This is a genomic window from Ruminococcus sp. CAG:57 (genome assembly GCF_000435935.1).
Classification (GTDB): Bacteria; Bacillota; Clostridia; order Oscillospirales; family Ruminococcaceae; genus Hominimerdicola; species Hominimerdicola aceti.
Window position 1 is genome coordinate 1 of record NZ_FR890716.1, and the last position, 25,892, is coordinate 25,892.

26 protein-coding genes are annotated in these 25,892 nt (G+C 44.9%); 12 read left to right on the forward strand and 14 right to left on the reverse strand.

The window, feature by feature from the left end:
- Positions 1–315 precede the first annotated feature (315 nt).
- From purC to purD, 11 genes are all read left to right on the forward strand, one after another.
- On the forward strand, positions 316–1,032 hold the full coding sequence (purC, locus tag QVO88_RS04575; protein ID WP_022287346.1) for a phosphoribosylaminoimidazolesuccinocarboxamide synthase: 717 nt from the start codon (positions 316–318) through the stop codon (positions 1,030–1,032).
- 5 nt (positions 1,033–1,037) lie between these two features.
- Positions 1,038–2,459 carry an amidophosphoribosyltransferase gene (locus tag QVO88_RS04580; RefSeq protein WP_022287347.1) on the forward strand — a complete coding sequence of 474 codons (1,422 nt, stop codon included), beginning with the start codon at positions 1,038–1,040 and terminating at the stop codon, positions 2,457–2,459.
- A 5-nt stretch (positions 2,460–2,464) separates the two neighbouring features.
- Complete coding sequence (gene purF / locus QVO88_RS04585; protein WP_022287348.1) at positions 2,465–3,889, forward strand: amidophosphoribosyltransferase; 1,425 nt, start codon at positions 2,465–2,467, stop codon at positions 3,887–3,889.
- A gap of 22 nt (positions 3,890–3,911) precedes the next feature.
- Complete coding sequence (purM, locus tag QVO88_RS04590; RefSeq protein ID WP_022287349.1) at positions 3,912–4,952, forward strand: phosphoribosylformylglycinamidine cyclo-ligase; 1,041 nt, start codon at positions 3,912–3,914, stop codon at positions 4,950–4,952.
- A 12-nt stretch (positions 4,953–4,964) separates the two neighbouring features.
- Positions 4,965–5,597, forward strand: a complete 633-nt coding sequence (gene purN / locus QVO88_RS04595) for a phosphoribosylglycinamide formyltransferase (protein ID WP_022287350.1) — start codon at positions 4,965–4,967, stop codon at positions 5,595–5,597.
- 22 nt (positions 5,598–5,619) lie between these two features.
- The gene (locus tag QVO88_RS04600) at positions 5,620–6,336 is read left to right on the forward strand and encodes an IMP cyclohydrolase (protein WP_022287351.1); all 717 of its coding nucleotides are present in this window, start codon (positions 5,620–5,622) and stop codon (positions 6,334–6,336) included.
- Positions 6,337–6,368: 32 nt separating this feature from the next.
- Positions 6,369–6,866 (forward strand): zinc ribbon domain protein, encoded by a 498-nt coding sequence (locus tag QVO88_RS04605; RefSeq protein ID WP_022287352.1) that lies wholly within the window; start codon positions 6,369–6,371, stop codon positions 6,864–6,866.
- 15 nt (positions 6,867–6,881) lie between these two features.
- Positions 6,882–7,415, forward strand: coding sequence for a hypothetical protein (locus tag QVO88_RS04610; protein WP_022287353.1), 534 nt, complete (start codon positions 6,882–6,884; stop codon positions 7,413–7,415).
- Positions 7,416–7,446: 31 nt separating this feature from the next.
- Positions 7,447–8,628, forward strand: coding sequence for a phosphoribosylaminoimidazolecarboxamide formyltransferase (locus tag QVO88_RS04615; RefSeq protein WP_022287354.1), 1,182 nt, complete (start codon positions 7,447–7,449; stop codon positions 8,626–8,628).
- A 55-nt stretch (positions 8,629–8,683) separates the two neighbouring features.
- Positions 8,684–9,391, forward strand: a complete 708-nt coding sequence (locus tag QVO88_RS04620; protein ID WP_022287355.1) for a PsbP-related protein — start codon at positions 8,684–8,686, stop codon at positions 9,389–9,391.
- A gap of 89 nt (positions 9,392–9,480) precedes the next feature.
- A complete protein-coding gene (gene purD / locus QVO88_RS04625) occupies positions 9,481–10,836 on the forward strand; it encodes a phosphoribosylamine--glycine ligase (RefSeq protein ID WP_022287356.1) in 1,356 nt (451 codons plus the stop codon).
- A 124-nt stretch (positions 10,837–10,960) separates the two neighbouring features.
- Here purD and QVO88_RS04630 read toward each other — a convergent pair whose 3' ends face one another.
- On the reverse strand, positions 10,961–13,393 hold the full coding sequence (locus tag QVO88_RS04630) for a hypothetical protein (protein WP_022287357.1): 2,433 nt from the start codon (positions 13,391–13,393) through the stop codon (positions 10,961–10,963).
- Positions 13,394–13,413: 20 nt separating this feature from the next.
- On the reverse strand, positions 13,414–15,513 hold the full coding sequence (locus tag QVO88_RS04635) for an RND family transporter (RefSeq protein ID WP_022287358.1): 2,100 nt from the start codon (positions 15,511–15,513) through the stop codon (positions 13,414–13,416).
- Between the two features lie 278 nt (positions 15,514–15,791).
- Between QVO88_RS04635 and QVO88_RS04640 the strand changes: the two genes are divergently transcribed.
- A complete protein-coding gene (locus QVO88_RS04640; protein ID WP_022287359.1) occupies positions 15,792–16,406 on the forward strand; it encodes a TetR/AcrR family transcriptional regulator in 615 nt (204 codons plus the stop codon).
- Between the two features lie 87 nt (positions 16,407–16,493).
- On the opposite strand, the gene QVO88_RS04645 is transcribed toward QVO88_RS04640, so the two are convergent.
- From QVO88_RS04645 to miaA, 12 genes are all read right to left on the reverse strand, one after another.
- On the reverse strand, positions 16,494–17,441 hold the full coding sequence (locus QVO88_RS04645; protein WP_022287360.1) for a transketolase family protein: 948 nt from the start codon (positions 17,439–17,441) through the stop codon (positions 16,494–16,496).
- 3 nt (positions 17,442–17,444) lie between these two features.
- Positions 17,445–18,284 carry a transketolase gene (locus QVO88_RS04650; protein ID WP_022287361.1) on the reverse strand — a complete coding sequence of 280 codons (840 nt, stop codon included), beginning with the start codon at positions 18,282–18,284 and terminating at the stop codon, positions 17,445–17,447.
- A 21-nt stretch (positions 18,285–18,305) separates the two neighbouring features.
- Positions 18,306–19,127 carry an HAD family hydrolase gene (locus QVO88_RS04655; protein ID WP_022287362.1) on the reverse strand — a complete coding sequence of 274 codons (822 nt, stop codon included), beginning with the start codon at positions 19,125–19,127 and terminating at the stop codon, positions 18,306–18,308.
- 17 nt (positions 19,128–19,144) lie between these two features.
- On the reverse strand, positions 19,145–20,062 hold the full coding sequence (locus QVO88_RS04660) for an RluA family pseudouridine synthase (RefSeq protein ID WP_022287363.1): 918 nt from the start codon (positions 20,060–20,062) through the stop codon (positions 19,145–19,147).
- Complete coding sequence (gene lspA, locus QVO88_RS04665) at positions 20,049–20,564, reverse strand: signal peptidase II (protein WP_022287364.1); 516 nt, start codon at positions 20,562–20,564, stop codon at positions 20,049–20,051. Before lspA ends, QVO88_RS04660 begins: the two co-directional genes overlap by 14 nt.
- Positions 20,565–20,620: 56 nt before the next feature.
- Entirely contained in the window at positions 20,621–21,397 is a 777-nt protein-coding gene (locus QVO88_RS04670; protein ID WP_022287365.1) for a DivIVA domain-containing protein, read from the reverse strand.
- Between the two features lie 19 nt (positions 21,398–21,416).
- Positions 21,417–22,199 (reverse strand): RNA-binding protein, encoded by a 783-nt coding sequence (locus QVO88_RS04675; RefSeq protein WP_022287366.1) that lies wholly within the window; start codon positions 22,197–22,199, stop codon positions 21,417–21,419.
- Between the two features lie 2 nt (positions 22,200–22,201).
- A complete protein-coding gene (locus QVO88_RS04680) occupies positions 22,202–22,651 on the reverse strand; it encodes a cell division protein SepF (protein WP_022287367.1) in 450 nt (149 codons plus the stop codon).
- A gap of 2 nt (positions 22,652–22,653) precedes the next feature.
- Positions 22,654–23,400: a YggS family pyridoxal phosphate-dependent enzyme gene (locus tag QVO88_RS04685; protein ID WP_022287368.1), complete on the reverse strand. Its 747-nt coding sequence runs from the start codon at positions 23,398–23,400 to the stop codon at positions 22,654–22,656.
- Positions 23,348–24,583: an HlyD family efflux transporter periplasmic adaptor subunit gene (locus QVO88_RS04690; RefSeq protein ID WP_022287369.1), complete on the reverse strand. Its 1,236-nt coding sequence runs from the start codon at positions 24,581–24,583 to the stop codon at positions 23,348–23,350. Before QVO88_RS04690 ends, QVO88_RS04685 begins: the two co-directional genes overlap by 53 nt.
- Before the next feature lie 13 nt (positions 24,584–24,596).
- Positions 24,597–24,839 carry an RNA chaperone Hfq gene (gene hfq, locus QVO88_RS04695; RefSeq protein ID WP_022287370.1) on the reverse strand — a complete coding sequence of 81 codons (243 nt, stop codon included), beginning with the start codon at positions 24,837–24,839 and terminating at the stop codon, positions 24,597–24,599.
- A gap of 73 nt (positions 24,840–24,912) precedes the next feature.
- Complete coding sequence (gene miaA / locus QVO88_RS04700; protein WP_022287371.1) at positions 24,913–25,857, reverse strand: tRNA (adenosine(37)-N6)-dimethylallyltransferase MiaA; 945 nt, start codon at positions 25,855–25,857, stop codon at positions 24,913–24,915.
- Positions 25,858–25,892: the final 35 nt, after the last annotated feature.

The following is a 25,892-nucleotide window of genomic DNA, read 5'->3' on the forward strand; positions in this document are numbered from 1 at the left end:
GTGCTAAAAATGCTGCTATCCTTGCTATCCAGATGCTGGCTCTTTCTGATGAGGGACTGGCTGAAAAGCTTGAAAAGGCTAAGAAAGACATGATAGACGGCGTTGTGGCTAAGGACAAGGCTTTGCAGGACAAGCTCGCTGCACTTTGATTTTTGATACAGACATATAGCTCGGCTGTATGTTATATTTGATATATTGGGGAAGTTTTGCTGTCGGCGGGCGAACGATGTTCGCTCCTACATATTGAAACGGCAGTGGATATGTTTTCGGTATATCATATAAATAATGTAAATAATTTTATGGAGGAATAAATCTATGGAAAACATCGTAAAGACAGAACAGCTCTATGAGGGCAAGGCTAAGAAAGTATTCGCTACTAACGATCCTGATCTTGTTATCGTTGACTACAAGGACGACGCTACTGCTTTCAACGGCGAGAAGAAAGGCACTATCGTTGGCAAGGGTGCTATCAATAACAAAATGACAAACTATATGTTCAAGCTTCTTGAAAAAGAGGGTATCCCTACTCATCTTGTTGAGGAGATCTCTGACAGAGAGACTATCGTTAAGAAGGTCGAGATCGTTCCGCTGGAAGTTATCGTAAGAAACGTTGCAGCAGGAAGCTTCTCAAAGAAGCTCGGTATCGAGGAAGGCACAAAGCTCAAGCAGCCTACACTTGAGTTCAGCTACAAGTGCGACGAGCTTGGCGACCCATTCATCAACAAGTATTATGCTCTTGGTCTTGGTCTTGCTACTGAGGAAGAGATCGAGGATATCACAAAGTATGCTTTCAAGGTAAATGAGTTCATGCTTGGCTTCTTCAAGAACATCGGCATTGACCTTATCGACTTCAAGATCGAGTTCGGCAGATTCCACGGAAAGATACTTCTTGCTGACGAGATCTCACCTGATACTTGCCGTTTCTGGGATTCTAAGACACATGAGAAGCTCGACAAGGACAGATTCAGAAGAGACATGGGCGGCGTTGAAGAGGCTTACCATGAGATGATAAAGAGAGTAATGGGAGAATAATATCTATGGGCGGTTTTTTCGGAGCTGTTTCAGCTAATGACTGTATTCAGGACGTTTTCTTCGGGACCGACTATCATTCACACTTAGGCACAAGGCGGGGCGGAATGACTTCATTCTCCCCTGAGCTTGGCTTTCAGAGAAATATTCACAGCATTGAAAACTCACCATTTCGTACTAAATTTGAAAAAGACGTTGACAAAATGAGAGGAAACATCTGTATCGGCTGCATAAGCGACACAGATCCTCAGCCGATAATGGTACGCTCGAAGTTAGGACTTTACGCAGTGTGCTCTATCGGTGTAATACAAAATGCCGCTAAACTGGCTGACGAACTGCTTGAAAAGGGCTGCGCAAACTTTGAAACAATGAGCAGCGGCTCTATCAATTCCGCAGGGCTTATCGGTGCGCTGATCGCACAGAAGGACAGCTTTGTTGACGGCATAAGATACGCACAGGACAAGATAGAAGGCACGATGTCACTTGCAATAATGACAGACAAGTCGATGATCGTTGCCAGAGATAAGGACGGACGGCTTCCTATTATAATAGGACAGCGTTCTGACGGATATTGCTTTTCTTTTGAATCATTTGCATATCAGAAGCTTGGATACTCCACCTGTCATGAACTAAAGGCGGGAGAGATAACTGAGATAACCAAGGACGGCTACAATATCCTCAGCGAAGGTACAGACAAGAAAAAGATCTGCACTTTCCTTTGGACTTATTACGGCTACCCTACCGCTTGCTATGAGGGCGTGAACGTTGAACTTATGCGAACACGCAACGGTGAGATAATGGCAGAGAACGATATGAAAAACGGCAGGCTGCCTGACGTTGATTTCGTTTGCGGAATACCTGATTCGGGCGTTCCTCACGCTATAGGATATGCAAACAAAAGCGGCATACCTTTTGCAAGACCGTTCATCAAATACACTCCTACATGGCCTAGAAGCTTTATGCCAACAAGCCAGTCTATGAGAAACAGAGTTGCGAAGATGAAGCTTATACCTGTTCACGAACTTATCGAGGGCAAGAAGCTTCTGTTCGTTGACGACAGTATCGTCAGAGGAACTCAGATGAGGGAAACTGTTGAGTTTCTTTATGAGAACGGTGCAAAGGAAGTCCACATGAGATCAGCCTGTCCTCCTATCATGTATGGCTGCAAGTATCTAAACTTTTCACGCAGCACCTCGGAGCTTGAACTTATCGCAAGACAGATCATTGATGAGAACGAGGGTATCGAGGGAGTTAAATACATTGAAGAATACAGCGATTCAAGCACTGAGCGTGGCAAGCTCCTCAGGGACGAGATATGCAGAAGACTTAAGCTTACCTCTGTTGAATTCCAGTCGCTTGAAGGCACTGTAAAGGCTGTGGGTCTGCCAAGCTGTGAGCTTTGCACCTACTGCTGGAACGGAAGGGAATGATTTAATTGGTAACAGGTATCCATGAAGAATGCGGCGTTTTCGGCATTTATACTAACAAGACAAGCGATGTTGCGGCTCAGACTTATGTATCTCTTTACGCTTTACAGCACAGAGGTCAGGAAAGCTGCGGTATCGTTGTAAACGACGACGGCGTGTTCAGCTATCACAAGGACGTGGGTCTTGTCAATCAGGTTTTTGACAAGGAAACTCTCGAACGGCTCGGCAAGGGCAATATTGCTATAGGTCATGTGAGATATTCGACTACAGGCAACTGCAATGCTTCAAACGCTCAGCCGCTTGTTGTTCGTCACATAAAAGGTCCTATGGCTATCGCTCACAACGGCAATCTTACTAACGCAAGAGAACTTAGAGAGCAATATGAAAACAAGGGCATGATATTCCACAGCACAAATGATACTGAGGTCATATCATACGCCATAACCGAGGAACGTCTTAGAGCACCGTCTATACAGGCGGCTCTTGAAAAGGCTATGTACAGGATAAAGGGTGCGTATTCGCTGCTCGTTATGTCGCCGACAAAGCTTATTGCGGCGAGAGATCCTGACGGCTTCAGACCCCTTTGCCTCGGAAAGATAGACGACGGCTATGTGGTAGCGTCGGAGACCTGTGCTTTTGACAGCATCGGCGCTGAATACATAAGAGATCTTAAACCAGGTGAAATGATAGTTATTGACAAAAACGGTGTGAACTCTATCACGACTCACTGTGGTAAAAAGGGTACTATATGCGTATTTGAATATGTATATTTTGCTAGACCTGACTCTGTTATCGAGGGATCGAGCGTTCACATGGCAAGGCTCAGGGCAGGAAAATATCTTTGGAGAGAACACCCTGTTGACGCTGATATCGTCATAGGCGTGCCTGACTCGGGACTTGACGCTGCGCTGGGATTTTCTCAGGAAAGCGGCATACCATACGGCATTGGATTTATCAAGAACAGATACATAGGCAGGACGTTCATTCAGCCTAGCCAAACAGAGAGGACGAACTCCGTCAAGATAAAGCTCAACGCTATTTCAAGCACTGTTAAGGGCAAGAGGGTCGTTATGATAGACGACAGTATCGTCAGAGGAACGACTTCGGGACGTATAGTCAAGCTGCTGAGGGACGCAGGTGCAAAGGAAGTTCACGTTCGTATCTCCTCCCCTGCATTCATTGCACCATGCTATTTCGGAACGGATATAGACAGCAAGGAAAATCTTATCGCCTGCAAGATGACCAATGAAGAAATATGCGAATATATCGGTGCAGACAGCTTGGGATATCTCAGTGTTGAAAGCGTTAAAAAGCTTGCGGGAAATTCAAAGTGTGATTTCTGCGTAGGCTGCTTTACAGAGAAATACCCTATCGAAGTTCCTAAGGATATGCCTAAGGACAAATTTGAATCGAAGATATCGGAAAAGAAGTAAATAACTGAAAGGATATTTTATCATGAATACAAACAGTTTTTCAAACAGCTACAAGGAAGCAGGCGTTGACGTAACGGCAGGCTACAAGGCAGTTGAGCTTATGAAGCAGCACGTTGCAAGGACCATGACGAGCGGTGTTCTCAGCGGCATCGGCGGCTTCGGCGGTCTGTTTGAGCTTGACATGACAGGTATCACAAAGCCTGTTCTCGTTTCAGGCACAGACGGCGTTGGCACAAAGCTCAAGATAGCTTTTCTTATGGACAAGCATGACACAGTTGGTATCGACTGCGTGGCAATGTGCGTAAACGACATTATCTGCTGCGGTGCAAAGCCACAGTTTTTCCTTGACTACATCGCTGTTGGCAAGAACTATCCTGAGAAGATAGCTCAGATAGTTTCTGGCGTAGCAGAGGGCTGTGTACAGTCAGGCTGTGCGCTTATCGGTGGCGAAACGGCTGAGATGCCTGGTTTCTACCCTGTTGACGAATATGACCTTGCAGGCTTCTCTGTTGGCGTTGTTGACAAGGACAAGATACTTGACCCAAGCACTCAGAAGGCCGGGGACGTTATGATAGCTATCAAGTCAAGCGGTGTACACTCAAACGGCTTCTCACTGGTAAGAAAGGTATTCAGCGTTGACGAAAAGACTCTTTCTGTTCACTATGACGAGCTTGGCAAGACACTTGGCGAGACACTTCTCACACCTACAAAGATATATGTAAAGGCTGTTATGAGCCTGCTTGATTCTGTTAAGGTAAAGGCTATATCTCACATCACAGGCGGCGGATTCTATGAGAACATTCCACGTTCACTTCCAAGCGGTCTTTCTGTTAAGATAGCAAGAAGCGACGTTCAGGTGCTTCCTATTTTCGACGTTATCGCAAAGACAGGAAACATTCCTGAGAGAGATATGTTCAACACATTCAACATGGGCGTTGGTATGACAGTTGTTGTTGACAAGGCTGACGCTGACAAGGCTATCGAAGCTATCAAGGCGGCAGGCGAAGAAGCTTACGTTCTGGGCGAGCTTGTTGACTCTGACATGGGCGTTATCATCTGCTAAGGGTAAAGAGATATGAAGAAGATATGCGTGCTTGTTTCGGGCGGCGGAACAAACTTACAGGCGCTTATTGACGCTGAAAAAAGCGGCATTATAAAAAACGGCAAGATAACCTGCGTTATATCCTCGAAGGAGGGTGCTTATGCTCTGGAGAGGGCGAAAAATGCAGGTATCAGCACTGTCGTTATTCCGAGAAAGGAATATGCTGACAGCAAGAGTTACAGCGAGGCTATTCTGGCTGAGCTTAACAGACAAGGTGCTGACCTTGTGGTGCTGGCCGGATTTATGGTCATTCTTGACGAGTGCGTCACAAAGGCTTATCCTTACAGGATAATAAACGTTCACCCTGCGCTTATACCGTCATTCTGCGGTGAGGGCTTTTACGGACTTAGAGTTCATGAAAAGGCTCTTGAATACGGCGTAAAGGTATCGGGTGCGACTATACATTTTGTAAACGAAAAGGCTGACGCCGGAGCGATAATTTTGCAGGGTGCTGTAGATGTTGCAAATGACGAAACGCCTGAAAGTTTACAGAAGAAGATAATGGAAAACGTTGAATGGAAGCTTTTGCCTAAGGCGGTTTCGCTGTTCTGCGAGGACAGGATAAGCATTAAGGACGGCAAGGCTTACGTTGACCTTAAAGACTGAGAAAAATTATGGAGGACAAGATATGAAGACCCTTAATATTTATGACGAGCTTAAAAGCAACTCATATCCGGGCAGAGGAATAGTTATAGGCAAGTCTGCTGACGGAAAGAGTGCGGTAACGGCTTATTTTATCATGGGCAGAAGTGTTAATTCCAGAAACAGAGTTTTCACGGAAACTGAGGACGGCATAAAGACAGAAGCTGCTGACCCTAGCAAGCTTTCTGACCCACACCTTATTATATACTCCCCTGTTCGTGTGCTTGGAAACAAGACTATCGTTACAAACGGCGATCAGACGGACACTATCTACGAGCTTATGGACAAGCAGCAGACTTTTGAGCAGTCACTGAGGACGAGACAGTATGAGGACGACGCTCCAAACTACACTCCTCGTATTTCAGGTATCATGCACGTTGAGAACGGCGCATATAATTATGCTATGAGCATACTCAAATCTGCTGACGGAGATCCTGATTGCTGTGAGAGATTTACTTATACATACACTGACCCTCTTGACGGCGTGGGTCATTTTATCCACACTTACATGGGTGACGGAAATCCTCTGCCAAGCTTTGAGGGCGAGCCTAAGAAGGTAGAGATACCAAATGATATCGAAGAGTTCACGGGCAAGCTTTGGGAGGCTCTCAACGAGGACAACAAGGTTTCGCTGTTTGTTAGATACATTGATATCGCAAGCGGCAAGGCTGTTTCTAAGGTTATAAATAAGTACAGCAAGTAATATCCCTAAAGCGAAGCAGGAGTATAGAAAAAATGGAGTTAGTTGCATTAAAATGTCCCAAATGCGGCGGCGAGCTTGAAGTTCACGAGGGACAGAAAAAGACGTTCTGCAAATACTGCGGATCGCAGATACTGCTCGATGACGGAAACAGGATAATAAACGTCATTGACGAAGCAAGGCTCAAAGAGATAAAGCTCAATAAAGAGGTATCAGACTTTGACCAGAAGCTTCGTGACGAGGAGGCGAGCGGCAGATACAAGAACGCTTCACAGAAGCAGGGGTGGATAATAGCTTGCATCGTTTTGCACGTTATATTCACGCTTGTATTCAGCGGTGCGGTGATGTATCAGTCTGTATTTGCAATAATCGCTTCCATATGCTTATGGGTGGCTCTGCCTGTGATAATGGCGCTTATTAAACCGAGGAACGCTGGGGGCATGGGCAGGATAAAAACTGCGGTGCTTTTCTACATCACGTTCACTGCGATATTCTTCGGAGTGGGCAAGCTTTACTTACGTTTCATCAAATAGTCAGGGGGGAGCAAGTTGGAACTTATCGCACTTCAGTGCAAAAACTGCGGCGGTGAAATAACGATAGAGGACGATAAGAAGATCGTCTACTGCCCTTACTGCGGCACTCATAACTACATTGACGACGGCACCAGAACGGTCAAGATAGTTGATGAGGCGAAGCTTGAAGAAGTAAGGCTCAGGCAGGAAGAATTTCTAAAGAGAAAAGCTTCTGAGGAAGAACTCAACGGCATAAGGGACAAAAAGATAAAACAGCGCAGGATATGGCGAGTATTCATGGTGCTGGCGCACATTCTTATTGTGATACCTATTTTTCTGCTCATGAAGAATATGGACGATACGCCGAGCATAAACCTTATACTCGGTATGCTTGGATATCTGCTCATCATGCCGATAATAATGGGTGTGACAAGACCTAGTATCCCCTCGAAGAAGTGGGACGTTAAGGAGAAAAGCAAGGGCAAGCTCATACTGCTTTTCTATATCTCATTCGCTGCGGTACTGCTTGTGGCAGTAATGGCAGGAGTGGCAATATTTGCAATGAACTAAGGCTTATTCATATAAACAGGAGGTAAAAATTATGGCAAATGAAATGCTTTTGAAATACGGCTGCAACCCTAATCAGAAGCCGTCAAGAGTATTTATGGAGGATGGCAAGGATCTCCCTATCGAGGTACTCAACGGCAAGCCCGGTTACATCAATCTGCTTGACGCATTCAACGGCTGGCAGTTGGTAAGAGAGCTTAAAAAGGCAACAGGTATGTGTGCGGCAACTTCTTTCAAGCACGTTTCACCTGCGGGCGCTGCTATTGGCAAGCCTTTGAGCGAGGTGGAAAAGAAGATATATTTTGTTGACGATCTGGGCGAGCTTACTCCACTTGCAAGCGCTTATGCGAGAGCAAGAGGTGCTGACAGAATGTCATCATACGGCGATTTTATCGCACTTTCTGACGAGTGTGACGCTTGCACTGCAAAGATGATACAGAGAGAGGTTTCTGACGGTATCATTGCACCGGGCTACACTGACGAGGCTCTTGAGATACTCAAGTCAAAGAGAAAGGGTACATACAACATCATCAAGATAGATGAGAACTATGTTCCTGCACCTATTGAGAGAAAACAGGTTTTCGGCGTAACTTTTGAACAGGGTCGAAACGAGCTGAAAATAGACAACGATATGCTCACAAATATCGTGACAGACAACAAGGAGATCCCTGAGGACAAGAAAACTGATCTTGTTATCTCACTTATCACACTTAAATACACACAGTCTAACAGCGTTTGCTATGTAAAGGACGGTCAGGCTATCGGTATCGGTGCAGGTCAGCAGTCAAGAATACACTGCACAAGACTGGCAGGAAACAAGGCTGACATCTGGTGGCTCAGACAGCACCCAAAGGTTCTGGGACTTCAGTTCGTTGACAATATAAGACGTCCTGACAGAGATAACGCTATCGACGTTTACATTTCTGACGAGCATGATGATGTACTGGCTGAGGGCGTATGGCAGAACACATTCAAGGTAAAGCCTGAGGTGCTCACTGAGGCTGAAAAGAAGGAATGGCTTGCAAAGAACACAGGCGTTTGCCTTGGTTCTGACGCTTTCTTCCCATTCGGCGACAACATCGAGAGAGCTAAAAAGAGCGGTGTGGCTTACATTGCCGAGCCAGGCGGATCTATCAGGGACGATCATGTTATCATGACTTGCAACAAGTACAACATGGCAATGGCATTCACTGGAATAAGATTGTTCCATCACTAATTTTTGTGCATTAATGCAAAACAATAAAGGTCAAGAAAAAAAGGAGAAATTTATTATGAAAAAGTTACTTGCATCACTCATGGCACTGTCAATGGTATTCGCAGTTACAGGCTGCTCAGAGTCAAATGATTCTGAGAACGAGTCAAAGGCGGAGGCTAAAACAACAACTACTACAACTACAGCCGCACCTGCTGTCGAGTCTAAGGCTGACACAACAACTACAACTGCTGCACCTGAGGAGTCAGTTGCTGACACAACAACTTCTGCTGACGACACAACAAGCACTGGCGACGAGGCTAAAGGCACATATGAGAATGACGTTTACACAAGCGATCTTTACTCATTCAAGATAGACTCAAAGAAGTGGGCAATGCAGGAGTCCGCTGGTGTTGACGTAATGTTCACATACGCTGACGCAGGCGATGATGCTGAGCTTGAGTCTGCTTCTATCAACGTTATCTCAATGTCAAACGATCTGCTCAATGGTCTTACAGCAAGTGATTATGCTGACCAGATCAAGCAAACATATAATTCCATGGACGGCTACACTGTTACAAACGACAAGGAAGATAAGTTTGCAGGCAAGGACGCTTACATTGTTGACGTAACTGGCGAGATCGGCTCACAGAAGGTACTGCTCAATCAGATAATCACTTCTGACAACGGCAACCTTGTTGTTATCACATATGGTGCAAGCGAGAACGCTTACAGCAAGCTTTCTGACGAGTTCAAGACAGTTCTTGACAGCTTTGAGCTTAAGTAATAATATACGAAGTAAATAAATGACGATACCGCACAGCATAGGTGTGCGGTATTGTTATAATTGGAAAAACACACTGAGGAGGTCTGAAAATGGACATATTAGTTGTTGGCGGAGGCGGACGTGAACACGCTATCGTTATGAAGCTTGCGGAGTCCCCTAAGGTAGGAAAGCTTTACTGCACACCCGGAAACGGTGGCATTTCACGCTATGCAGAATGTTTTGATGTTACGGCAACGGATATCGAGGGCGTTGTGGCTCTGGCAAAGAAGCTTAAAGTAGACATGGTGGCTGTTGCACCTGACGATCCGCTTGTACTTGGAATGGTAGACGCTTTGCAGGCTGAGGGTTTCAAGACCTTTGGTCCTAAGAAAAATGCGGCTATAATCGAGGGTTCAAAGGTCTTTTCTAAGGATCTTATGAAGAAATACAATATTCCTACAGCCAAATACGAGGTGTTCACAAACAGTGAGGACGCTATAAAATATGTCAAGGAACAGAACACATACCCTGCTGTTATAAAGGCTGACGGACTTGCACTTGGCAAGGGCGTTATTCTGGCGGAGAGTGAGAAAGAGGCTGTGGAGGCTATACACTCAATGATAGACGACAAGCAGTTCGGTGAGAGCAGTTCCACTATCGTTGTGGAGGAATATCTCACAGGTCCTGAGGTTTCTGTGCTTTCATTCACTGACGGCAAGACTGTTGTTCCTATGATCTCTTCAATGGATCACAAGAGGGCTTTGGACGGCGACAAGGGTCTTAACACAGGCGGAATGGGTACTGTTGCACCTAACCCTTACTACACTGAGGACATTGCCAAGGAGTGCATGGAGAAGATCTTCCTGCCGACTATCAATGCAATGAATGCTGAGGGCAGGACTTTTGAGGGCTGTTTGTATTTCGGACTTATGCTCACCCCTAATGGTCCAAAGGTAATTGAATACAACTGCCGTTTCGGCGACCCTGAAACGCAGGTAGTTCTTCCTATGCTGGAGGGCGATCTTTGCGAGATATTTGAGGCTATTTATGAACACAGGCTGGCTGATGTCAAGATCGGCTGGAAGTCGGGTTACTGCACTTGTGTTGTTATGGCGAGCGGAGGATATCCTGTTAAGTACAAAAAGGGTATCGAGATGTTCGGTATGGACGACAAGGGTCAGGTAGACGGAGCGTTTATTTATCACGCAGGCACTAAGTACGAGGACGGCAAGTTTTACACAAACGGCGGACGTGTTCTTGGTGTTACCTGCAATGCTTACACGCTTCAGGGTGCACTGGACAAGTCTTACGAGGCTGTTTCCAAGATAAAGTTCGAGGGAGAGCATTTCAGAAAAGACATTGGTCAGAAAGCACTCAAGGCACTTCCTAAAGATTCTCTTGATCTTGAATACAAGCAGGACATGGAGGACTACATCGAAGAAAACGGTGTTTATCTAAGACAGTAGGATATATAAAACGGGCGGAGAGATTCCGTCCGTTTTTTTTGTACAGATAATACGTTTATAAATACAAAGACCCCCTCGGACATTTCTGTCCAAGGGGGTCTTTGCTATGTGTGGGAAGTAAAAATTACTCGTCTGCTTTTTCAATAGCCGCAGTTTCGTAAATATACTTAACTGAGCTTTCAACGCCATCGGCTGCGCCTGAGAATGTTGTTGAATCCTCGGCTGCTGTCTTGAGAGCGTCAAGTCTGTCGATAAGTCCCTTGAGGTCGTTGTTGTAGATGTCAAGGAGCTTGCCGATGCCCTCGTCCTTATACTTAGCCATGCCGTCTTTAAGGGTCTTTGCACCGCTTTCAAGTTTCTTAACACCAGATGAAAGCTGTGAGCTGCCGTCTTTGAGCTGACCGATACCGCTGAACAGCTCTGCACTGCCGCTTGAAAGTGTTGTTGTACCCTGTGCAAGCTCTACAAGTGATGAATAGAGTGTTGCAGTACCGTCTTTTAGCTGCTTGCTGCCGTTGTCAAGCTGACCAAGACCGCTGTCAAGAGTTTTTGCACCGTTTGAAAGCTTTGATACGCCTGAGTTCAGGCTGTCAACGCCCTTATCAAGCTTGCTTGCGCCTGCCTGTGCTGAGTTAACTCCTGCGGAGAGGTTCTTTGTGCCTGCGGAGAGTGTAGCTGCACCATTGTTAAGATCCTTGCTGGACTTAGCAAGTGTGCCGATACCGGTTTTAAGTGCAGAAGCACCCTCGTTTACTGTTTTAAGTCCTGTATTCAAATTATCAACGCCTGCGACAAGACCTTTCTTCTTATCGTTAAGACCATTGTATATCTGAGTTACGCCGTCAACAAGCTGTTTGCCCTCGGTAGCCATTGTGCCGACACCTGTTGAAACATCGCCAAGGCCGCTCTGTGCGCCCTGCTGATACTGGATAGAGCCATTTACGGCTGCTATCATATTGCTTATGCTCGTATACTCTGCTGAGCCTTCTTCGTAATTGCCGAGAAGCTGCTCAAGTCCTGCGAGTACCTGCTGGTCATATGCGATAGACTGTGTAAGTGCGTTATCTACCTTTGTTATGCCATTTGAAAGAAGTTCAACGCTTGCAGGAAGTGACTGCACCTTTTCATAGAGTGTGGAAACGCCTGCATTAAGTGTTGCAACGCCTTTTTTCAGTGCAGTTGAACCGTCATAGGTCTGCTTTGTGCCTGCGGCAAGGTTTTTAGAGCCTGTCTGGAGGTCGCCTACACCTGTAACAAGCTTATTTGTGCCTGCGGCAAGGCTTGCAGCACCGTTATTTACCTGCTTTGCGCCTGAGGATACCTGTGAAAGTCCGCTTGAAAGTGATGATGAGCCATTCTTCAAGGTTGACATACCACTGTTTACCTGATCAAAACCACCGAGGAGGGCTGTTGAACCACTATGAGCTGTGGAGATACCTCTCATAAGCTCACCTGTTGAAGAATCAAGGGTCTTTGCTCCGTCACGAAGCTTTGTTGCACCGCTGTTAAGTGTCTTTGCACCATCGTCAAGTGACTTAGAGCCTGAATAAAGCTTGTCGATACCTGTGATAAGTGTTCCTGAGGAATCGGACAGCTTCTTGATGCCTGCGTAAAGCTCTGCTGTACCGTCTACAAGCTCGTCTGTAGCATCAGAAAGCTCATCAAGCTTATCCTGAAGATCGTCAGCATCACCAATATCGCTAAGGTCAAGCTTTGAGAAGATGTCAGATGTTGCGACTGTGAGAGCAGTTGTTGACTCGAAGTCCTTTACGTCTGCTGTGAACTCAACATACTCCGGTATCTCGATATCTTCGTTATCCTGAAGATCAAGGCTCTTTGTAAGGCCAGGCATTGCAACGCCTATAAGTATCTGTCTGCTTCCGTCTGAAATGAGCTTGCCATTTGTTACTTCAACGTTTGAATAAACGTTAGTATCAAGGATAGCTGTTGTTGCCATAAGGTATGGAACATAGATATCTGTTTTCTTGCCGTTTATCTTGACAGTTTTCTTATCGTTGTTCGTATAGTCATATCTTACTGTAAGCTTACCGCTCTTGCCTGCGAGGTCCTCAGGCTTTATCTCCTTGCCGTCAAGGGTATATGTTACCTTTACATCAACCGGGAGTGCCTTATCGGTATAGCCCTTATAGTAGATATCTCCGCCCTCGGTATCCCATGTGAGCTTATCACCATTGGCTGTAAAGCCCTCGTCTGTTTTAACATTCTCGATATCTGTCAGGTCGGAAACGTCCTCCAGCTTCTTTACGCCCTGTGGATTTTTCAGCCAGTTGGAAACGACTGTTTTTGTCTTGTTGCCGGAAGCGTCAGTGATAACATAAACTGTTTCTTCCTTAGCCTGCTTTTCTGTATCACTGTCAGACTTATCAGCTTTCTTTGTATCTTTTGTATCTTTTTTATCTGATTCGCTCTTTGTTGTTGAGGCAGTGCTGTCGGCAGCGGAAGAGCTGTCTGACTGAGCTGCTGCATAAAGACCTGTGCAGCCTGCGGAAAGAAGTACGGCAAGTATGCCTGCAAGAACTCTTGAATACTTTTTCATAACTATATCTCCTTTACGAATTAGTTTATTTCAGGAAGCTTATAAAGCTTATTTTCTTTTTTCTTCATGCCCATTGTTGTATTGATTATTACCTTATCGAACAGCATAAGCATTGAAGGAAGTATGCAGATAACAGTTATCATACTGATTATTGCACCTCTTGACATGAGCGTACAAAGCTGTGAGATCATATCTACGCTTGAATATACGCCAACGCCGAATGTTGAAGCGAAGAAGCCAAGTGCGCTGACCATGATAGACTTCATTGAAGTGCTGAGTGCGATAGTGACAGCTTCATGTTTGTCTTTGCCTGCGTTACGCTCGGTCTTATATCTTGTTGTCATAAGGATAGCATAGTCAACTGTTGCACCAAGCTGGATAGTACCGATTACTACAGACGCTATGAACGGTATCGTTGTATTTGTAAAGCACGGAACACCCATGTTTACTGTGATAGCAAATTCGATAACGGCTACCAGAATGATAGGCAGTGAAACTGAACGCAGTGCAATAAGAATGATGATGAAGATAGCGGCGATAGAAACTATATTTACTACCTTGAAGTCATGATCTGTTATGTCGATAAGGTCTTTTGTTGCCGCCGCCTCACCGATAAGCATTCCGTCCTTATCGTAGGATTTAAGTATCTTGCTAAGCTCATCTATCTGGGCATTCTCTTCATCAGAAGCTACCTTATATTCAGAACCTATTAGCATAAGCTGCCATTTATCGCTCTTGAGTATTTTTGTTACTGACTCAGGAACTATCTCACGAGGGATAGACGGACCGATAAGAGTATCCAGTGACATTGAGAAGCTTACACCATCAACCTTGCCCATTTCGTCGAGCATAGAGTTTACTTCCTTTGGCTTCATATCAGCGTCAACCAGGAGCATATGGGTCGTTGCCATGTTGTATTCCTCATCTAGCTTTGTGTTTGCGATAACACTGTTGAGATCCTTTGGAAGAGTATCTGTCAGGTTATAGTAGACATTGGTGTTTATCTGACCATATATGGCAGGGATAAGTACAACTATAAAGAGTACGATAAATGCTGCATGATGCTTGATAATGAACTTTGAAGGCTTTTCAAGGCTTGGAACAAGGTCTTTGTGCATTGTTTTTTCAAGTGCCTTATCGAAGACAAGTATCATTGACGGGAGAACTGTTATGCAGCAGATAACGCCAATAACAACGCCCTTTGCCATTACGATACCCATGTCCATGCCAAGCTCGTAGCTCATGAAGCAAAGTGCAAGGAAACCTGCAACTGTTGTTATGGAGCTTGAAACAACTGAGGTGATAGTTTTGCCGATGGCCACTGCCATTGCCTCTTTGTTGTCACCAGGGTGCTTTTCTTTCTCCTCTTTGTAGCTGTGCCACAGGAAGATCGAGTAGTCTATCGTTACCGCAAGCTGAAGCACGGCTGCAAGAGCTTCGGTGATGAACGATATCTCGCCTTGTATGAAGTTCGTTCCCATGTTATAGACTATCGCCATGCCCACGCTGAGCATAAAGAACAGTGGGATAAGGAACGAATCCATTGTAAGTGCAAGTATGATACTTGTAAGTATTACTGCGATAACAACATACATCGGAGCTTCCTGCATTGTCAGATCCTTGATATCCTCAACGACTGACGACATACCGCTTACGAAACACTGTTCACCGGCGATGCTTCTTATCTCCTTGACAGCTTCAAGTGAGCCGTCAGCGGAGGTCGCCTCGTCAAAAAAGACAGCCATCATTGTGGAGTTATCTGTATTGAAGAAATCGTAAATATCATCAGGAAGAACTTCCTTTGGAAGTGAAACGTCTGCCAGGGTGTCATACCAGAGAACATCGCAAACGTGGTCTACCTTTTCGATCTTCTCCTTGACCTTTTCAACGTCCTTATCCTCCATGCCGTCAAGCATTACCAGCGAAAAGCCACCCTTGCCGAACTCGTCAAGCATTATATCCTGACCTTTCATGGTTTCAATGTCTGACGGGAGGTATGAAAGAATATCATAGTTTATTCTTGTGCTGAGAAAACCGAATATTGACGGTATCAGCAACAGAACGCTGACTATGAGTATCGGTACTCGGAGCTTTACAACTCCTCTGCCAAATTTCTGCATCAAATGTCATTCCCTTCACATAGTTTTTGACCTTTCGGTCTTATTACATCTCATAGTATACATCAAAAATGACCAACAGTCAATAGTAAAATGACCATTAGTCATTCTTTTTGTAGAGTTGCACAAAATGACCAACGGTCACAAGTGACTATTGGTCATTTTGCTCCGTTGACTTTGAGTCGGTTTTGTATTATAATAGATTTAAGGTCAACCACAGTAAACCTGTGTATGTGTGGCATACAAATTGTATATATTATAATAAGGAAGGACGTGTTAAAATGGGCAAGCTTGATACCAATAAAAAGGTAAAGGAGGACTCTCTGCTTAACACGGCTTTTAGTCTTTTTACCACCAAGGGAGTGAGCAAGACCTCTATTTCAGACATCGTGAACAACGCTGGTGTGGCGAAAGGGACGTTTTATCTTTATTTCAAGGACAAATATGACATAAGGAACAAGCTTGTTTCTCACAAGTCGTCACAGCTTTTCAGAAACGCTATCGAGGCATTAAATGCGAGCGGCAAGAAGCTTACATTTAACGAACGAATTATTTTTATTGTTGACAACATCATCAACCAGCTAAACGAGAACAAGTCGCTTTTGACTTTTATTGCAAAGAATCTTAGCTGGGGCGTTTTCAAGCACGCTCTTACGTCGCCTATAAAGGACGATGACATCGACTTCCGCAACATTTATGACGCTATGCTTGCTGACGCTCCTTATGATATTGTTCAGCCTGAGGTCATGATATTCATGATAGTTGAGCTTGTAAGCTCAACCTGCTACTCGTCCATACTTTACAACGAGCCTGTGGACATTGGCGAGCTTAAGCCTTATCTTTACATATGTATAAACAACATTATCGACACTCATGCAGGCACTGTAAAAGCATAAGAAAAGACACGTTTACGAGATCATAAGCGTGTCTTTTTTTGTGTACAAAAAAACGGACGGAAGATATCCGTCCGTTTGGTGTTTTTATTACTTTGCCTTAACAGCATCTCTTGCCTTTGCAACGATATTGTCTGCGCAGAGGCCATATTCTTTAAGAAGATCAACTGCCGGACCTGAGTGACCGAACTCGTCATTAACGCCGATCTTAACAAGCTTTGCAGGGTGTCTTGCTGCAAGAACGTCTGCAACGGCTGAGCCAAGTCCGCCGATAACGCTATGCTCCTCAACTGTGAGAAGAAGTCCTGTGTTCTTTGCGGCTTCAACGATGATATCCTCGTCGATTGGCTTGATAGTGTGGATATTGATAACTGTTGCTTCGATACCCTCAGCTGCCAGTGTTTTTGCAGCCTCGATAGCCTCATAAACCATAAGACCTGTTGCAACGATAGCTATATCCTTGCCGTCACGGAGCTTAACGCCCTTGCCAAGCTCGAACTTATATGTTTCAGGGTCGTTAAAAACAGGTGTGGCAAGTCTGCCGAAACGGAGATAAACCGGACCTTCATGGAGGATAGCGGCTTCAACGGCAGCCTTTGCTTCAACGTCGTCGGCAGGGTTTATTACCACCATGCCAGGGATAGTTCTCATAAGAGCGATATCCTCGTTGCACTGATGTGTTGCACCGTCTTCGCCTACAGAGATACCTGCGTGTGTTGCACCTATCTTCACGTTGAGGTGAGGATAACCGATAGAGTTTCTAACCTGCTCAAATGCTCTGCCTGCGGCGAACATTGCAAATGTAGAAGCAAATGGTATCTTGCCTGTTGCTGCCATACCTGCTGCAACGCCCATCATATTTGACTCAGCGATACCGCAGTCAAAAAATCTGTCAGGGAATTTCTTCTTGAATATACCTGTTTTTGTTGCAGCAGCAAGGTCTGCGTCAAAAACATAGAGGTTATCGTACTTATCGCCAAGCTCTGCAAGAGCCTCGCCGTAGCTTTCTCTTGTAGCTTTCTTCTTCAATTCTGCCATTGCTTAACCCTCCAGACTTTTAAGCTGTTCGTTTATTTCTGCCACAGCCTGCTCATACTGCTCCTTGTTAGGTGCTGAACCATGCCATGAAACGTTGTTTTCCATAAATGAAACGCCCTTGCCCTTGATACTCTTCATTACGATAACGCAAGGCTGACCGCATACTGTTTCTGCCTCGTTGAATGCTTTTTCAAGTGAGTCAAAATCGTGAGCGTCGGCTGTGATAACGTGCCAGCCAAATGCTGCAAACTTGTCAACGATAGGATATGGCGACATTACGTCCTCTATCTTTCCGTCGATCTGAAGTCCGTTATTATCCACAACAGCAACGAGGTTATCAAGCTTATAATGAGCGGCGAACATTGCAGCCTCCCATACCTGACCCTCTTCGATCTCACCATCGCCAAGGATAGTATACACCTTATAGGTATCGCTTGTGAGCTTGCCTGAAAGTGCCATACCGCAAGCAACAGAAATGCCCTGTCCAAGGGATCCAGAGGACATATCTACGCCAGGGATAGAGATACAAGGGTGACCCTGAAGCATTGCACCGATATGTCTGAGGGACTTCAGCTCCTCCTTTGGAAAAAAGCCTTTTTCTGCAAGAGTTGCATAAAGTGCAGGTGCTGTGTGACCCTTTGAAAGCACGAGTCTATCTCTCTCAGGCTCTTCCGGCTTATCAGGATATACGTTCATCTTGGCAAAATAGAGATAAGTGAGCAGATCTGCTATGGAGAGCGATCCGCCCGGATGACCCGACTTTGCGTTGAATACTCCCTCGAGTATTCCAAGACGAACCTTGCAGGCTGTGATCTCAAGCTGTTTCTTTAATGTTTCGTCCATACTTTTGACCTCCAAAAAATATTATTTCTTCAGTTTTTCAAAAATTTCATCTATGACTGCGGCTATGAAGTCTTCCTCGCAGGACTGCTCAAAGACCTTATCCGCAACCTTTTTGACCTCCTCTGCCGCATTTGACGGGCAATATGCCACGTCAGCCGCTTGAAGAAGTTCAATATCATTATTATAGTCGCCTGCTGCCACGAAAGTAAAATCATCCATGCCACAAGCTTTTCTCAACTCCTCAAGAGCCGTACCTTTTGATATATTCTGTGGAAGTATCTCGTAATACTCGATACTTGAACGCACAAAATCTACACCTTTGTAGCCTTTTTTTGCCACATAGTTTATAAGCTCGTCCATACGCTCAGGCTCAACTGCAAAAAGCACCTTATACCAGTTCTTGTCAGGTATCTCGTCAACGGCACACTGAACGGGAATGAGCTTGCAGATCTCGTTATGACGCTTTTCCATAGGCGTCATGCTTGGCACATAGACCTCGTTGACAGTAAGCACTTCACAGCCAACATAAGGATTATCGGCAAGTATCTCCTTGACGATATCCGCCGCAAAGCTTGGCAGAAAGACGTTATATATCTGCTCTTTTGTATGGATATCGTAGACCATTCCACCGTTTGACATTATGATAGGACAATTCACATTCACCATGTCAAAATACTGTCTAGCCGCCTGAATGGCTCTGCCTGTAGCGATAGAGAATCTGCCCCCAGCCTCTTCAAAACGCTTGACAGCGGCGAGAGTTTTCGGGGTAGGTATCTTGCTTGCAGGGAGGAACGTTCCGTCCATATCCGTTATAAGCAGGACTTTTGATATATCTTCAAACATAAAATCACTTCCGTGGGTCAATTCCCTGCTCTGAGTTTTTTCAGCACCGCCTGAAAATAATCTGGCAATTCGCTGTCAAACTCCATATATTCCTTGGTCGCAGGGTGTATAAAACCAATTTTCTTTGCGTGGAGGCACTGCCCCTCGATTCCCTTTACAGCTTTGCCGTAAACATCGTCGCCGTAGACAGGGTGACCGATATAGGCGGAATGTACTCTTATCTGGTGGGTTCGGCCTGTTTCAAGGCGGAATTTCACCAGCGAATACTGACCTAACTCCTCTAGCACCTCATAATGGGTAACTGCGTGCTTGGAGTTTTGCTCTGTCACGCACATTTTCTTTCTGTCATATTTGCTTCTGCCGATAGGTGCGTCAACTATGCCGGTAGGGGTCTTTAGGCGACCGCCTGTGAGTACAGCTTCATACTCTCTTGTAAAGCTATGCTCTTTTATCTGAGCCGCAAGAAAGTTATGTGCGCTGTCGGTCTTGGCAACGATCAGCAGACCGCTTGTATTTTTGTCTATCCTATGGACTATCCCAGGGCGAATGACGCCGTTTATTGAAGAAAGCCTGCCCTGACAATGATAAAGCAATGCGTTCACCAAGGTGCCATCGGGATTGCCTGCGGCAGGGTGCACCACCATGCCTTTAGGTTTATTCACCACAAGCAGCTCGCTGTCCTCATAGACTATTTCCACGGGGATATCCTGTGGCTTGACGTCAAGCTCCACGGGGTCAGGAATAATTATCTCAACGCTGTCACCATTATGCAGCTTATAATTTTTCGATACTTTTTTGCCTCCAACTGTGACGCCGCCGTCCTCGATAAGCTTCTGCACAGCGGAACGTGTAAGACCTGTATCCTGCGCTGACAAAAATCTGTCGATACGCTCGCCTGTTTGCTCGGCAGTGGCAATAAAATCAAGCTTTGTCATTTTCGTCTTTGACCTTTATATCGTCACGGATCGGCTTTTTCTTTTCGTCCAAAAAGCAGAAGCAGATAACGAACAAGATTCCGCCGATAACGATACAGATATCCGCAAAGTTGAAGATAGGGAAATTGATAGGCTCGAACTTGATATAGTCCACAACTTCTTTTACCCTTATTCTGTCGATAAGGTTGCCGATACCGCCTGCAAGCACCATAGCCAGCGACACAAGCTCCAGCTTTGAGCCTTTGCGTATCTTATACATATAGATCACCGCCGCGATCAGTACGACAAGAGGCAGACCGATAAGAAACCAGGTCTTTCCTGACATCATGCTCCATGCTGCTCCTGAGTTTCTTATATGGGTCAGGCTGAACACCTTAAAGCTACCGAACTTTATGACCTCGACAGGCTGACCGTTCAGCGGCAGGTTATTTGTCACGGCAAGCTTTATGAGCTGGTCGGCGGCAACGAGAACTGCCATGATAACAAGCGAAATTACAAACATCTATTCCCTACTCCATTTATGAACAGTAAGGCTCTGCGAAAAACAGAGCCTTTGAATTAATTATTTTTACCAAATTTAAGCTCAGCAGGAGCTGTCTTTGGTATAACAGGGTCGAAAGAACCAGTGTTAAGTATCTTCTCAACGTGCTCACTATCAGTAACAGGTGCAGATTCAGCCTCAACAGTTTCCTCCGGCTCGGCTGTTTCCTCTGCCTGCTCCTCTGCAGCTTCCTGAGTTTCCTCGACTGTTTCTTCTTCCTCATACTCCTCTGCTGTATCCTCGGCAGGCTCAGACGCAGGAATTTCCATAATAAGTCTTATCTGCTTATTATAAAGCTGAGTAAGGTCAGCCTTGAACTGAGTTACCTCAGCCTTGAGGTTCTCAAACTTAACAAGCTCCTCGTCATAAGCGGCTCTTACTTCATTTATCTTCTTTTCTGTTATCTCGGTATTAGTTCTGATAAGCTCAGCGCACTTTTCCTTATGCTCCTTAACTATTCTCTCACACTCAGAGGCACTCTGCTCTGCGAGTCTTACCTGCTCTGTTTTGGCAGATTCGATCATATCGTGAGCCTGAGTTTTGGCCTCAGTAAGTATCTTATTTGACTCTTTCTGAGCCACGACAAGAGCCTGCTGGATAGCTTCCTCGTCCTCTCTGTACTCGTTTATCTTCTCAACGAGCTTGATTATCTTAGCTTCGGTATCCTGATTTGCCTTTACGACTTCGGCATAATCCTCGGCTACCTGTCCGAGAAATTCTTTTACGTCTTCTTTTGAATAACCGTTTTTCTCGGTATCAAAAGTTTTTCCTTTAATATTATTTGGATTTAACATACTAGGACCTCCGTGATCTTTACACAAATTTATTTAAAGTTATATGTATTCTGTCTTTTTTAGTTGTGCCGTCAACTGAAAGCAGCTTGAATTTTCCGTATCCTCTCACTGAAAATGTACAGCCCTCTTCAAGAAGTATTTTCGGCGAATTTTTCGGCATATGGTCTATTTCGATGCCCACGTTTTTTATAAGCTGTGCTGACTTTTCTCGTGATATCCTTGCGGCAAGACTTAAGATACAATCTGCACGCATGGAAGCCACAGTACCGCTTATTTCCTGAGTTTTCTGCTCAATATGTATACTGCCGTCATAGCCCTCCTGAAGCTTCACTCCTGCTCTGCCGACCTTCGTCAGGACGCTTGTAACCTCGCCTGCCACAGAAGAACGCAGGAACACCGCTGACTTTCCCTCTCCCACAAGAATGTCGCCAACGCTGTCTCTTTTTATTCTTAGTCCCATAAGCGAGCCTAGGATATCTCTGTGAGTTATTTTATCCTCTTTGCGATACAGCAGTGTAATTGCAGTGATAGGAAAATCCTCACTTTCTGCCTCGCCATATTCAGGATAGACGCACAGCATACGCCTTGCGGCGTTTTCATATCCGCCCCAAAGCCTATAATTCTCATATTTCACAGACGCCATGAGTTTTTCGCACAGCAGACACTGCCTTTCATCGAGAAACGCAGAAAACTTTGTTATATACTTTTCATCAGCCGCCATTATCCAATCGGAAACTCTGTCTAACAGACGGATATCGTCCTCAGACAGGTCGGGCAAAAACTGATATTTAGCACGAGCCATTTTTAGAAGCTATAGCCGTTATTTTCAAGCTCGCTCATAAGGTCAACTCCTGAGAAGCCAACGTTTCTAGGCATGATAGCGAATGTTTTCTGAGCCATCATCTTGATGTCTGCACCATTTGCATACGCAACGCCTGAGATAAAGTCAAGTATTCTCTTTGCGTCCTCGCTCTTGACAGTTTCCAGGTTGAGAAGAACTGTCTTTCCCTCATTTATATCGCCGCCGATAGACTTGACCTCTGAAAAATCGTTTGGTCTTGCAAGAACTATCTGCAAAGTCGTGGTTTGCTCCATTCTTACCGGACGTGCGTTATTGCCATATGCACCTGTGTTCTTTGGTGCTTCGTTGTATTCTGTTTTATTCTCATACACCGGCTGCTGATACATTGCGTCCTCCTGCTCTAGTTCATCTTCGCCTACAAAGAGATTTTTTAATTTCTGCATTGCACCCATTTTCAATCCTCCAAATATTTTCTAGCTCCGAAAAGCTTTGTTCCGATCCTCACCAAATTTGAGCCATGCTTTATGGCAAGCTCATAGTCCCCAGACATTCCCATTGAGAGAATATCCATAGACACGTTAGGTATATCCTTTTCCTTTACACTAAGAAAGATACCGTGCATTTTTTCAAAAACGTCCTCCCCTGAGCCAACAGGCGGTATTGCCATAAGACCCTTTACGGAAACGTTAGGCAGCTGTGCGGTCTGTCTTACAAGCTCCTCAGCCATTTCAGCGGAAACGCCGCTTTTAGTAGCCTCGTCGCCTATATTTATTTCCACAAGGACGTTCATAGTTTTATTATTCTTCACTGCAAGCCTGCTTATCTCATGAGCAAGCTTCAGATTATCGACAGACTGTATCAGAGTAACGTCATTGATTATATATTTCACCTTATTGGTCTGCAAATGTCCGATAAACTGCACTTCTGCACTTTTATCGTAAGCTTCCTTCTTGGAAAGAAACTCCTGCACCCTGTTTTCGCCCAGCAGCTTAAAGCCCTGAGCCACAGCGAAATTCACCTTTTCAGGCGGCACTGTCTTTGTGACAGCCATTATCCTGACTTCTTCGTCAGGCTTACGCCATTTTGCTTTGGCGTTCTCTACATTATAACATATTTCCTTACAGTTTTCAAGAACCTCCGGAAAATAATTATCCTGAGGTGACAGCGTTGCTGTCTGATCTACTTTGCTGCACATCTTCATCTGATACCACCTCTAACAAAATTTGATCGTAAAGCAGCAGATAATCCTCGTTTGAGGTATTTTCAGAGAGCACATAATCATCGCCCTCGTAAATAACATTGATCTTCTTAAAGGTAACGTCCTTGCCGAGTATCACATAAACGCCCTTCTGATCGCCCTGAAAACGTATCGCACTTCTTGGAACTTTAAGGCCCTGATACTCGTCGAAGATAAGCTCCGCAGACTGCACTCTTGACTCAACAAGAGCTTCGTCAAGTCTGTCACAGGAAAGCACGACGACCACTTTGTTCTCATCGTCCTCACAAGGCTTAACAGACTCCACCTGAACGTCATAGATGTTTTTTGTGGTACTGAGCGTCATTCTAAGCCATGCGCCCTCTGTTATCCTTTTATCGTTTTCCATGATCCCTGCTATCCTGCATGAATAGTCGGAAAACATTTTGCCAATGGCGTTCGGTGCGTCCTTACTAGGCCGGTCGATGACCTTTTGGATATCCTTGTCAGTGAGCTGGGAAGCGTTCTCCATAGTAAGCTCGCTCTCATAGCCGTCTGCATAGGAAACAAAATAGCCTGTTTCGTCAGCAGTGATCGTTTTTCCTGAGCCTGAGGTCTGTTCCTCCAGCTCCTTGACTTTCGCCTGAAGCTGGCTTATCCTTTCGTCATAGCTCTGCTCGGTCTTTGTGACAATATTATAAATATTCATCACAAGGGACATATCCTCTCTTGTTTTTGCAAACTCAGAGAAATTATCCTGAGAAGAATATGAGAGAAGCTCCTTATATTCCTTATCTATCTTGCTTTTGAGCGTTTCAGGCTGAACATAATTAGTTGTACCCGGATTTTGTGCTCTTTCAAGGGCGGCTATCTCGCTTTCAAGTATCTTTATCTTGTTTTTCGCTGTGACAGCGTCCTCAGAAGAATAAACTGACGCTATGGTATTGCCAACAGATATTTTACTGCCGTCGGAATAGGTATAATCCAAAACTCCGCCGCTGTCATAGGTGACCACTTTTTCATCTCTGATTATAACGCCTTTAAAAGCAATATCCTCATTGATAGTAACAAGCACAGCTTCCTCGGTGTCATGACGCTCTGTAAGTGCACTGTATATCTGACTGCCGATAGTTGTGATTATCAGCACAGAAAGCAGACCGGTAAGTATTTTAACGGTCAGAGAATTCATTTTTACTGCCCTCTTAAATATCTGAATTGCCTGCGGCGTCAAGAACGTTGATATATCTTGACGGAACGATAGTTGAGATAGCATGCTTATAAACTATGTTCTGCTTGCCCTCGCAATCGAGAACTACAACATAGCTGTCAAAGCCCTTTACAACGCCTTTGAACTGGTAGCCGTTCATAAGGATAAAAGTAGACGCTATCTTGTCTTTTCTGATCTGGTTGAGTATAACGTCCTGAAGATTAAGATTCTTATTCATAAATAACACTCCTAAAAATTTTTACAGCAATGTATTGCTTTTTTTACTATAAAATCTTTCAAATTATATTATATCACATAATTTCCGATTTGGCTATAATATTTTTGATATTTTCTATAATTTTTTGAAAACTATCAAATTTATCTGTTTCCACCCACTGAATTCCGTCAACTCGTCTAAACCAAGTAAGCTGTCTTTTGGCATAATGACGGCTTTCCTGTTTGATTTTGTCGAGGCATTCACAAAGCTCAGCTTTGCCTTCAAAATACGGCACGAGCTCCTTATAGCCTATCGCCTGATAAGCTGTAGCAGGGGTAAAGCTGTCATAAAAAACTCTGCACTCCTCTATAAGTCCATTTTCCACCATTACATCAACACGGCGGTTTATACGGTCATAGAGATACTGTCTGTCGGAAGCTGTAAGACCGATAATGCAGGCGTTATATGGCGACTTCTCACGACGGCTGTTCACCTTATGCTGTGAAAGCGGTATACCTGTAGTTTCAAAGACTTCAAGTCCTCGTATGACCCTTGGCAGGTTGTTCTCATGGACTTTCTCCGCAGTTTCGGGATCGACCTCTCTGAGCCTTTCCCACAAAGCGTGACCGCCCAGCGTCTTGGCTTCCTCCTCAAGACGTTTTCTCACTGAGCCGTCCGTTTCGGTATCGTCAAAGATCACGTTGTTCACAAGTGAGCTTATATATAGTCCTGTTCCCCCACAGAGAATAGGAACTTTGCCACGGCTGTGTATCTCTCTGATACGCTCACCTGCGAGCTTCACATAATCTGCCACGGAAAAAGCCTGCTCAGGCTCGAGAAAATCTATAAGATAATGTGGCACGCCCTGCATTTCCTCTTTGGTAGGCTTGGCAGTAGCGATGCTCAGACCCTTATATATCTGCATAGAGTCTGCGGAAACTATCTCACCGTCATATATCTTTGCAAGCTCCACTGCGCAGGCGGTCTTTCCGCTGGCGGTAGGCCCTGCAATGACAAGGAGAGGTATTTTATTTTCCATAGCTTTCGCCTCCTGCATTTTTTATAGAACTCGCC

What these genes read in the sequence shown, in the direction of transcription:
- purC (WP_022287346.1), top strand. Translation starts at nt 316, where the DNA reads ATGGAAAACATCGTAAAGACAGAACAGCTCTATGAGGGCAAGGCTAAG.
- QVO88_RS04580 (WP_022287347.1), top strand. Translation starts at nt 1,038, where the DNA reads ATGGGCGGTTTTTTCGGAGCTGTTTCAGCTAATGACTGTATTCAGGAC.
- purM (WP_022287349.1), top strand. Translation starts at nt 3,912, where the DNA reads ATGAATACAAACAGTTTTTCAAACAGCTACAAGGAAGCAGGCGTTGAC.
- purN (WP_022287350.1), top strand. Translation starts at nt 4,965, where the DNA reads ATGAAGAAGATATGCGTGCTTGTTTCGGGCGGCGGAACAAACTTACAG.
- QVO88_RS04600 (WP_022287351.1), top strand. Translation starts at nt 5,620, where the DNA reads ATGAAGACCCTTAATATTTATGACGAGCTTAAAAGCAACTCATATCCG.
- QVO88_RS04605 (WP_022287352.1), top strand. Translation starts at nt 6,369, where the DNA reads ATGGAGTTAGTTGCATTAAAATGTCCCAAATGCGGCGGCGAGCTTGAA.
- QVO88_RS04615 (WP_022287354.1), top strand. Translation starts at nt 7,447, where the DNA reads ATGGCAAATGAAATGCTTTTGAAATACGGCTGCAACCCTAATCAGAAG.
- QVO88_RS04620 (WP_022287355.1), top strand. Translation starts at nt 8,684, where the DNA reads ATGAAAAAGTTACTTGCATCACTCATGGCACTGTCAATGGTATTCGCA.
- purD (WP_022287356.1), top strand. Translation starts at nt 9,481, where the DNA reads ATGGACATATTAGTTGTTGGCGGAGGCGGACGTGAACACGCTATCGTT.
- QVO88_RS04630 (WP_022287357.1), bottom strand. Translation starts at nt 13,393, where the DNA reads ATGAAAAAGTATTCAAGAGTTCTTGCAGGCATACTTGCCGTACTTCTT.
- QVO88_RS04635 (WP_022287358.1), bottom strand. Translation starts at nt 15,513, where the DNA reads ATGCAGAAATTTGGCAGAGGAGTTGTAAAGCTCCGAGTACCGATACTC.
- QVO88_RS04640 (WP_022287359.1), top strand. Translation starts at nt 15,792, where the DNA reads ATGGGCAAGCTTGATACCAATAAAAAGGTAAAGGAGGACTCTCTGCTT.
- QVO88_RS04645 (WP_022287360.1), bottom strand. Translation starts at nt 17,441, where the DNA reads ATGGCAGAATTGAAGAAGAAAGCTACAAGAGAAAGCTACGGCGAGGCT.
- QVO88_RS04650 (WP_022287361.1), bottom strand. Translation starts at nt 18,284, where the DNA reads ATGGACGAAACATTAAAGAAACAGCTTGAGATCACAGCCTGCAAGGTT.
- QVO88_RS04655 (WP_022287362.1), bottom strand. Translation starts at nt 19,127, where the DNA reads ATGTTTGAAGATATATCAAAAGTCCTGCTTATAACGGATATGGACGGA.
- QVO88_RS04660 (WP_022287363.1), bottom strand. Translation starts at nt 20,062, where the DNA reads ATGACAAAGCTTGATTTTATTGCCACTGCCGAGCAAACAGGCGAGCGT.
- lspA (WP_022287364.1), bottom strand. Translation starts at nt 20,564, where the DNA reads ATGTTTGTAATTTCGCTTGTTATCATGGCAGTTCTCGTTGCCGCCGAC.
- QVO88_RS04670 (WP_022287365.1), bottom strand. Translation starts at nt 21,397, where the DNA reads ATGTTAAATCCAAATAATATTAAAGGAAAAACTTTTGATACCGAGAAA.
- QVO88_RS04675 (WP_022287366.1), bottom strand. Translation starts at nt 22,199, where the DNA reads ATGGCTCGTGCTAAATATCAGTTTTTGCCCGACCTGTCTGAGGACGAT.
- QVO88_RS04680 (WP_022287367.1), bottom strand. Translation starts at nt 22,651, where the DNA reads ATGGGTGCAATGCAGAAATTAAAAAATCTCTTTGTAGGCGAAGATGAA.
- QVO88_RS04685 (WP_022287368.1), bottom strand. Translation starts at nt 23,400, where the DNA reads ATGAAGATGTGCAGCAAAGTAGATCAGACAGCAACGCTGTCACCTCAG.
- QVO88_RS04690 (WP_022287369.1), bottom strand. Translation starts at nt 24,583, where the DNA reads ATGAATTCTCTGACCGTTAAAATACTTACCGGTCTGCTTTCTGTGCTG.
- hfq (WP_022287370.1), bottom strand. Translation starts at nt 24,839, where the DNA reads ATGAATAAGAATCTTAATCTTCAGGACGTTATACTCAACCAGATCAGA.
- miaA (WP_022287371.1), bottom strand. Translation starts at nt 25,857, where the DNA reads ATGGAAAATAAAATACCTCTCCTTGTCATTGCAGGGCCTACCGCCAGC.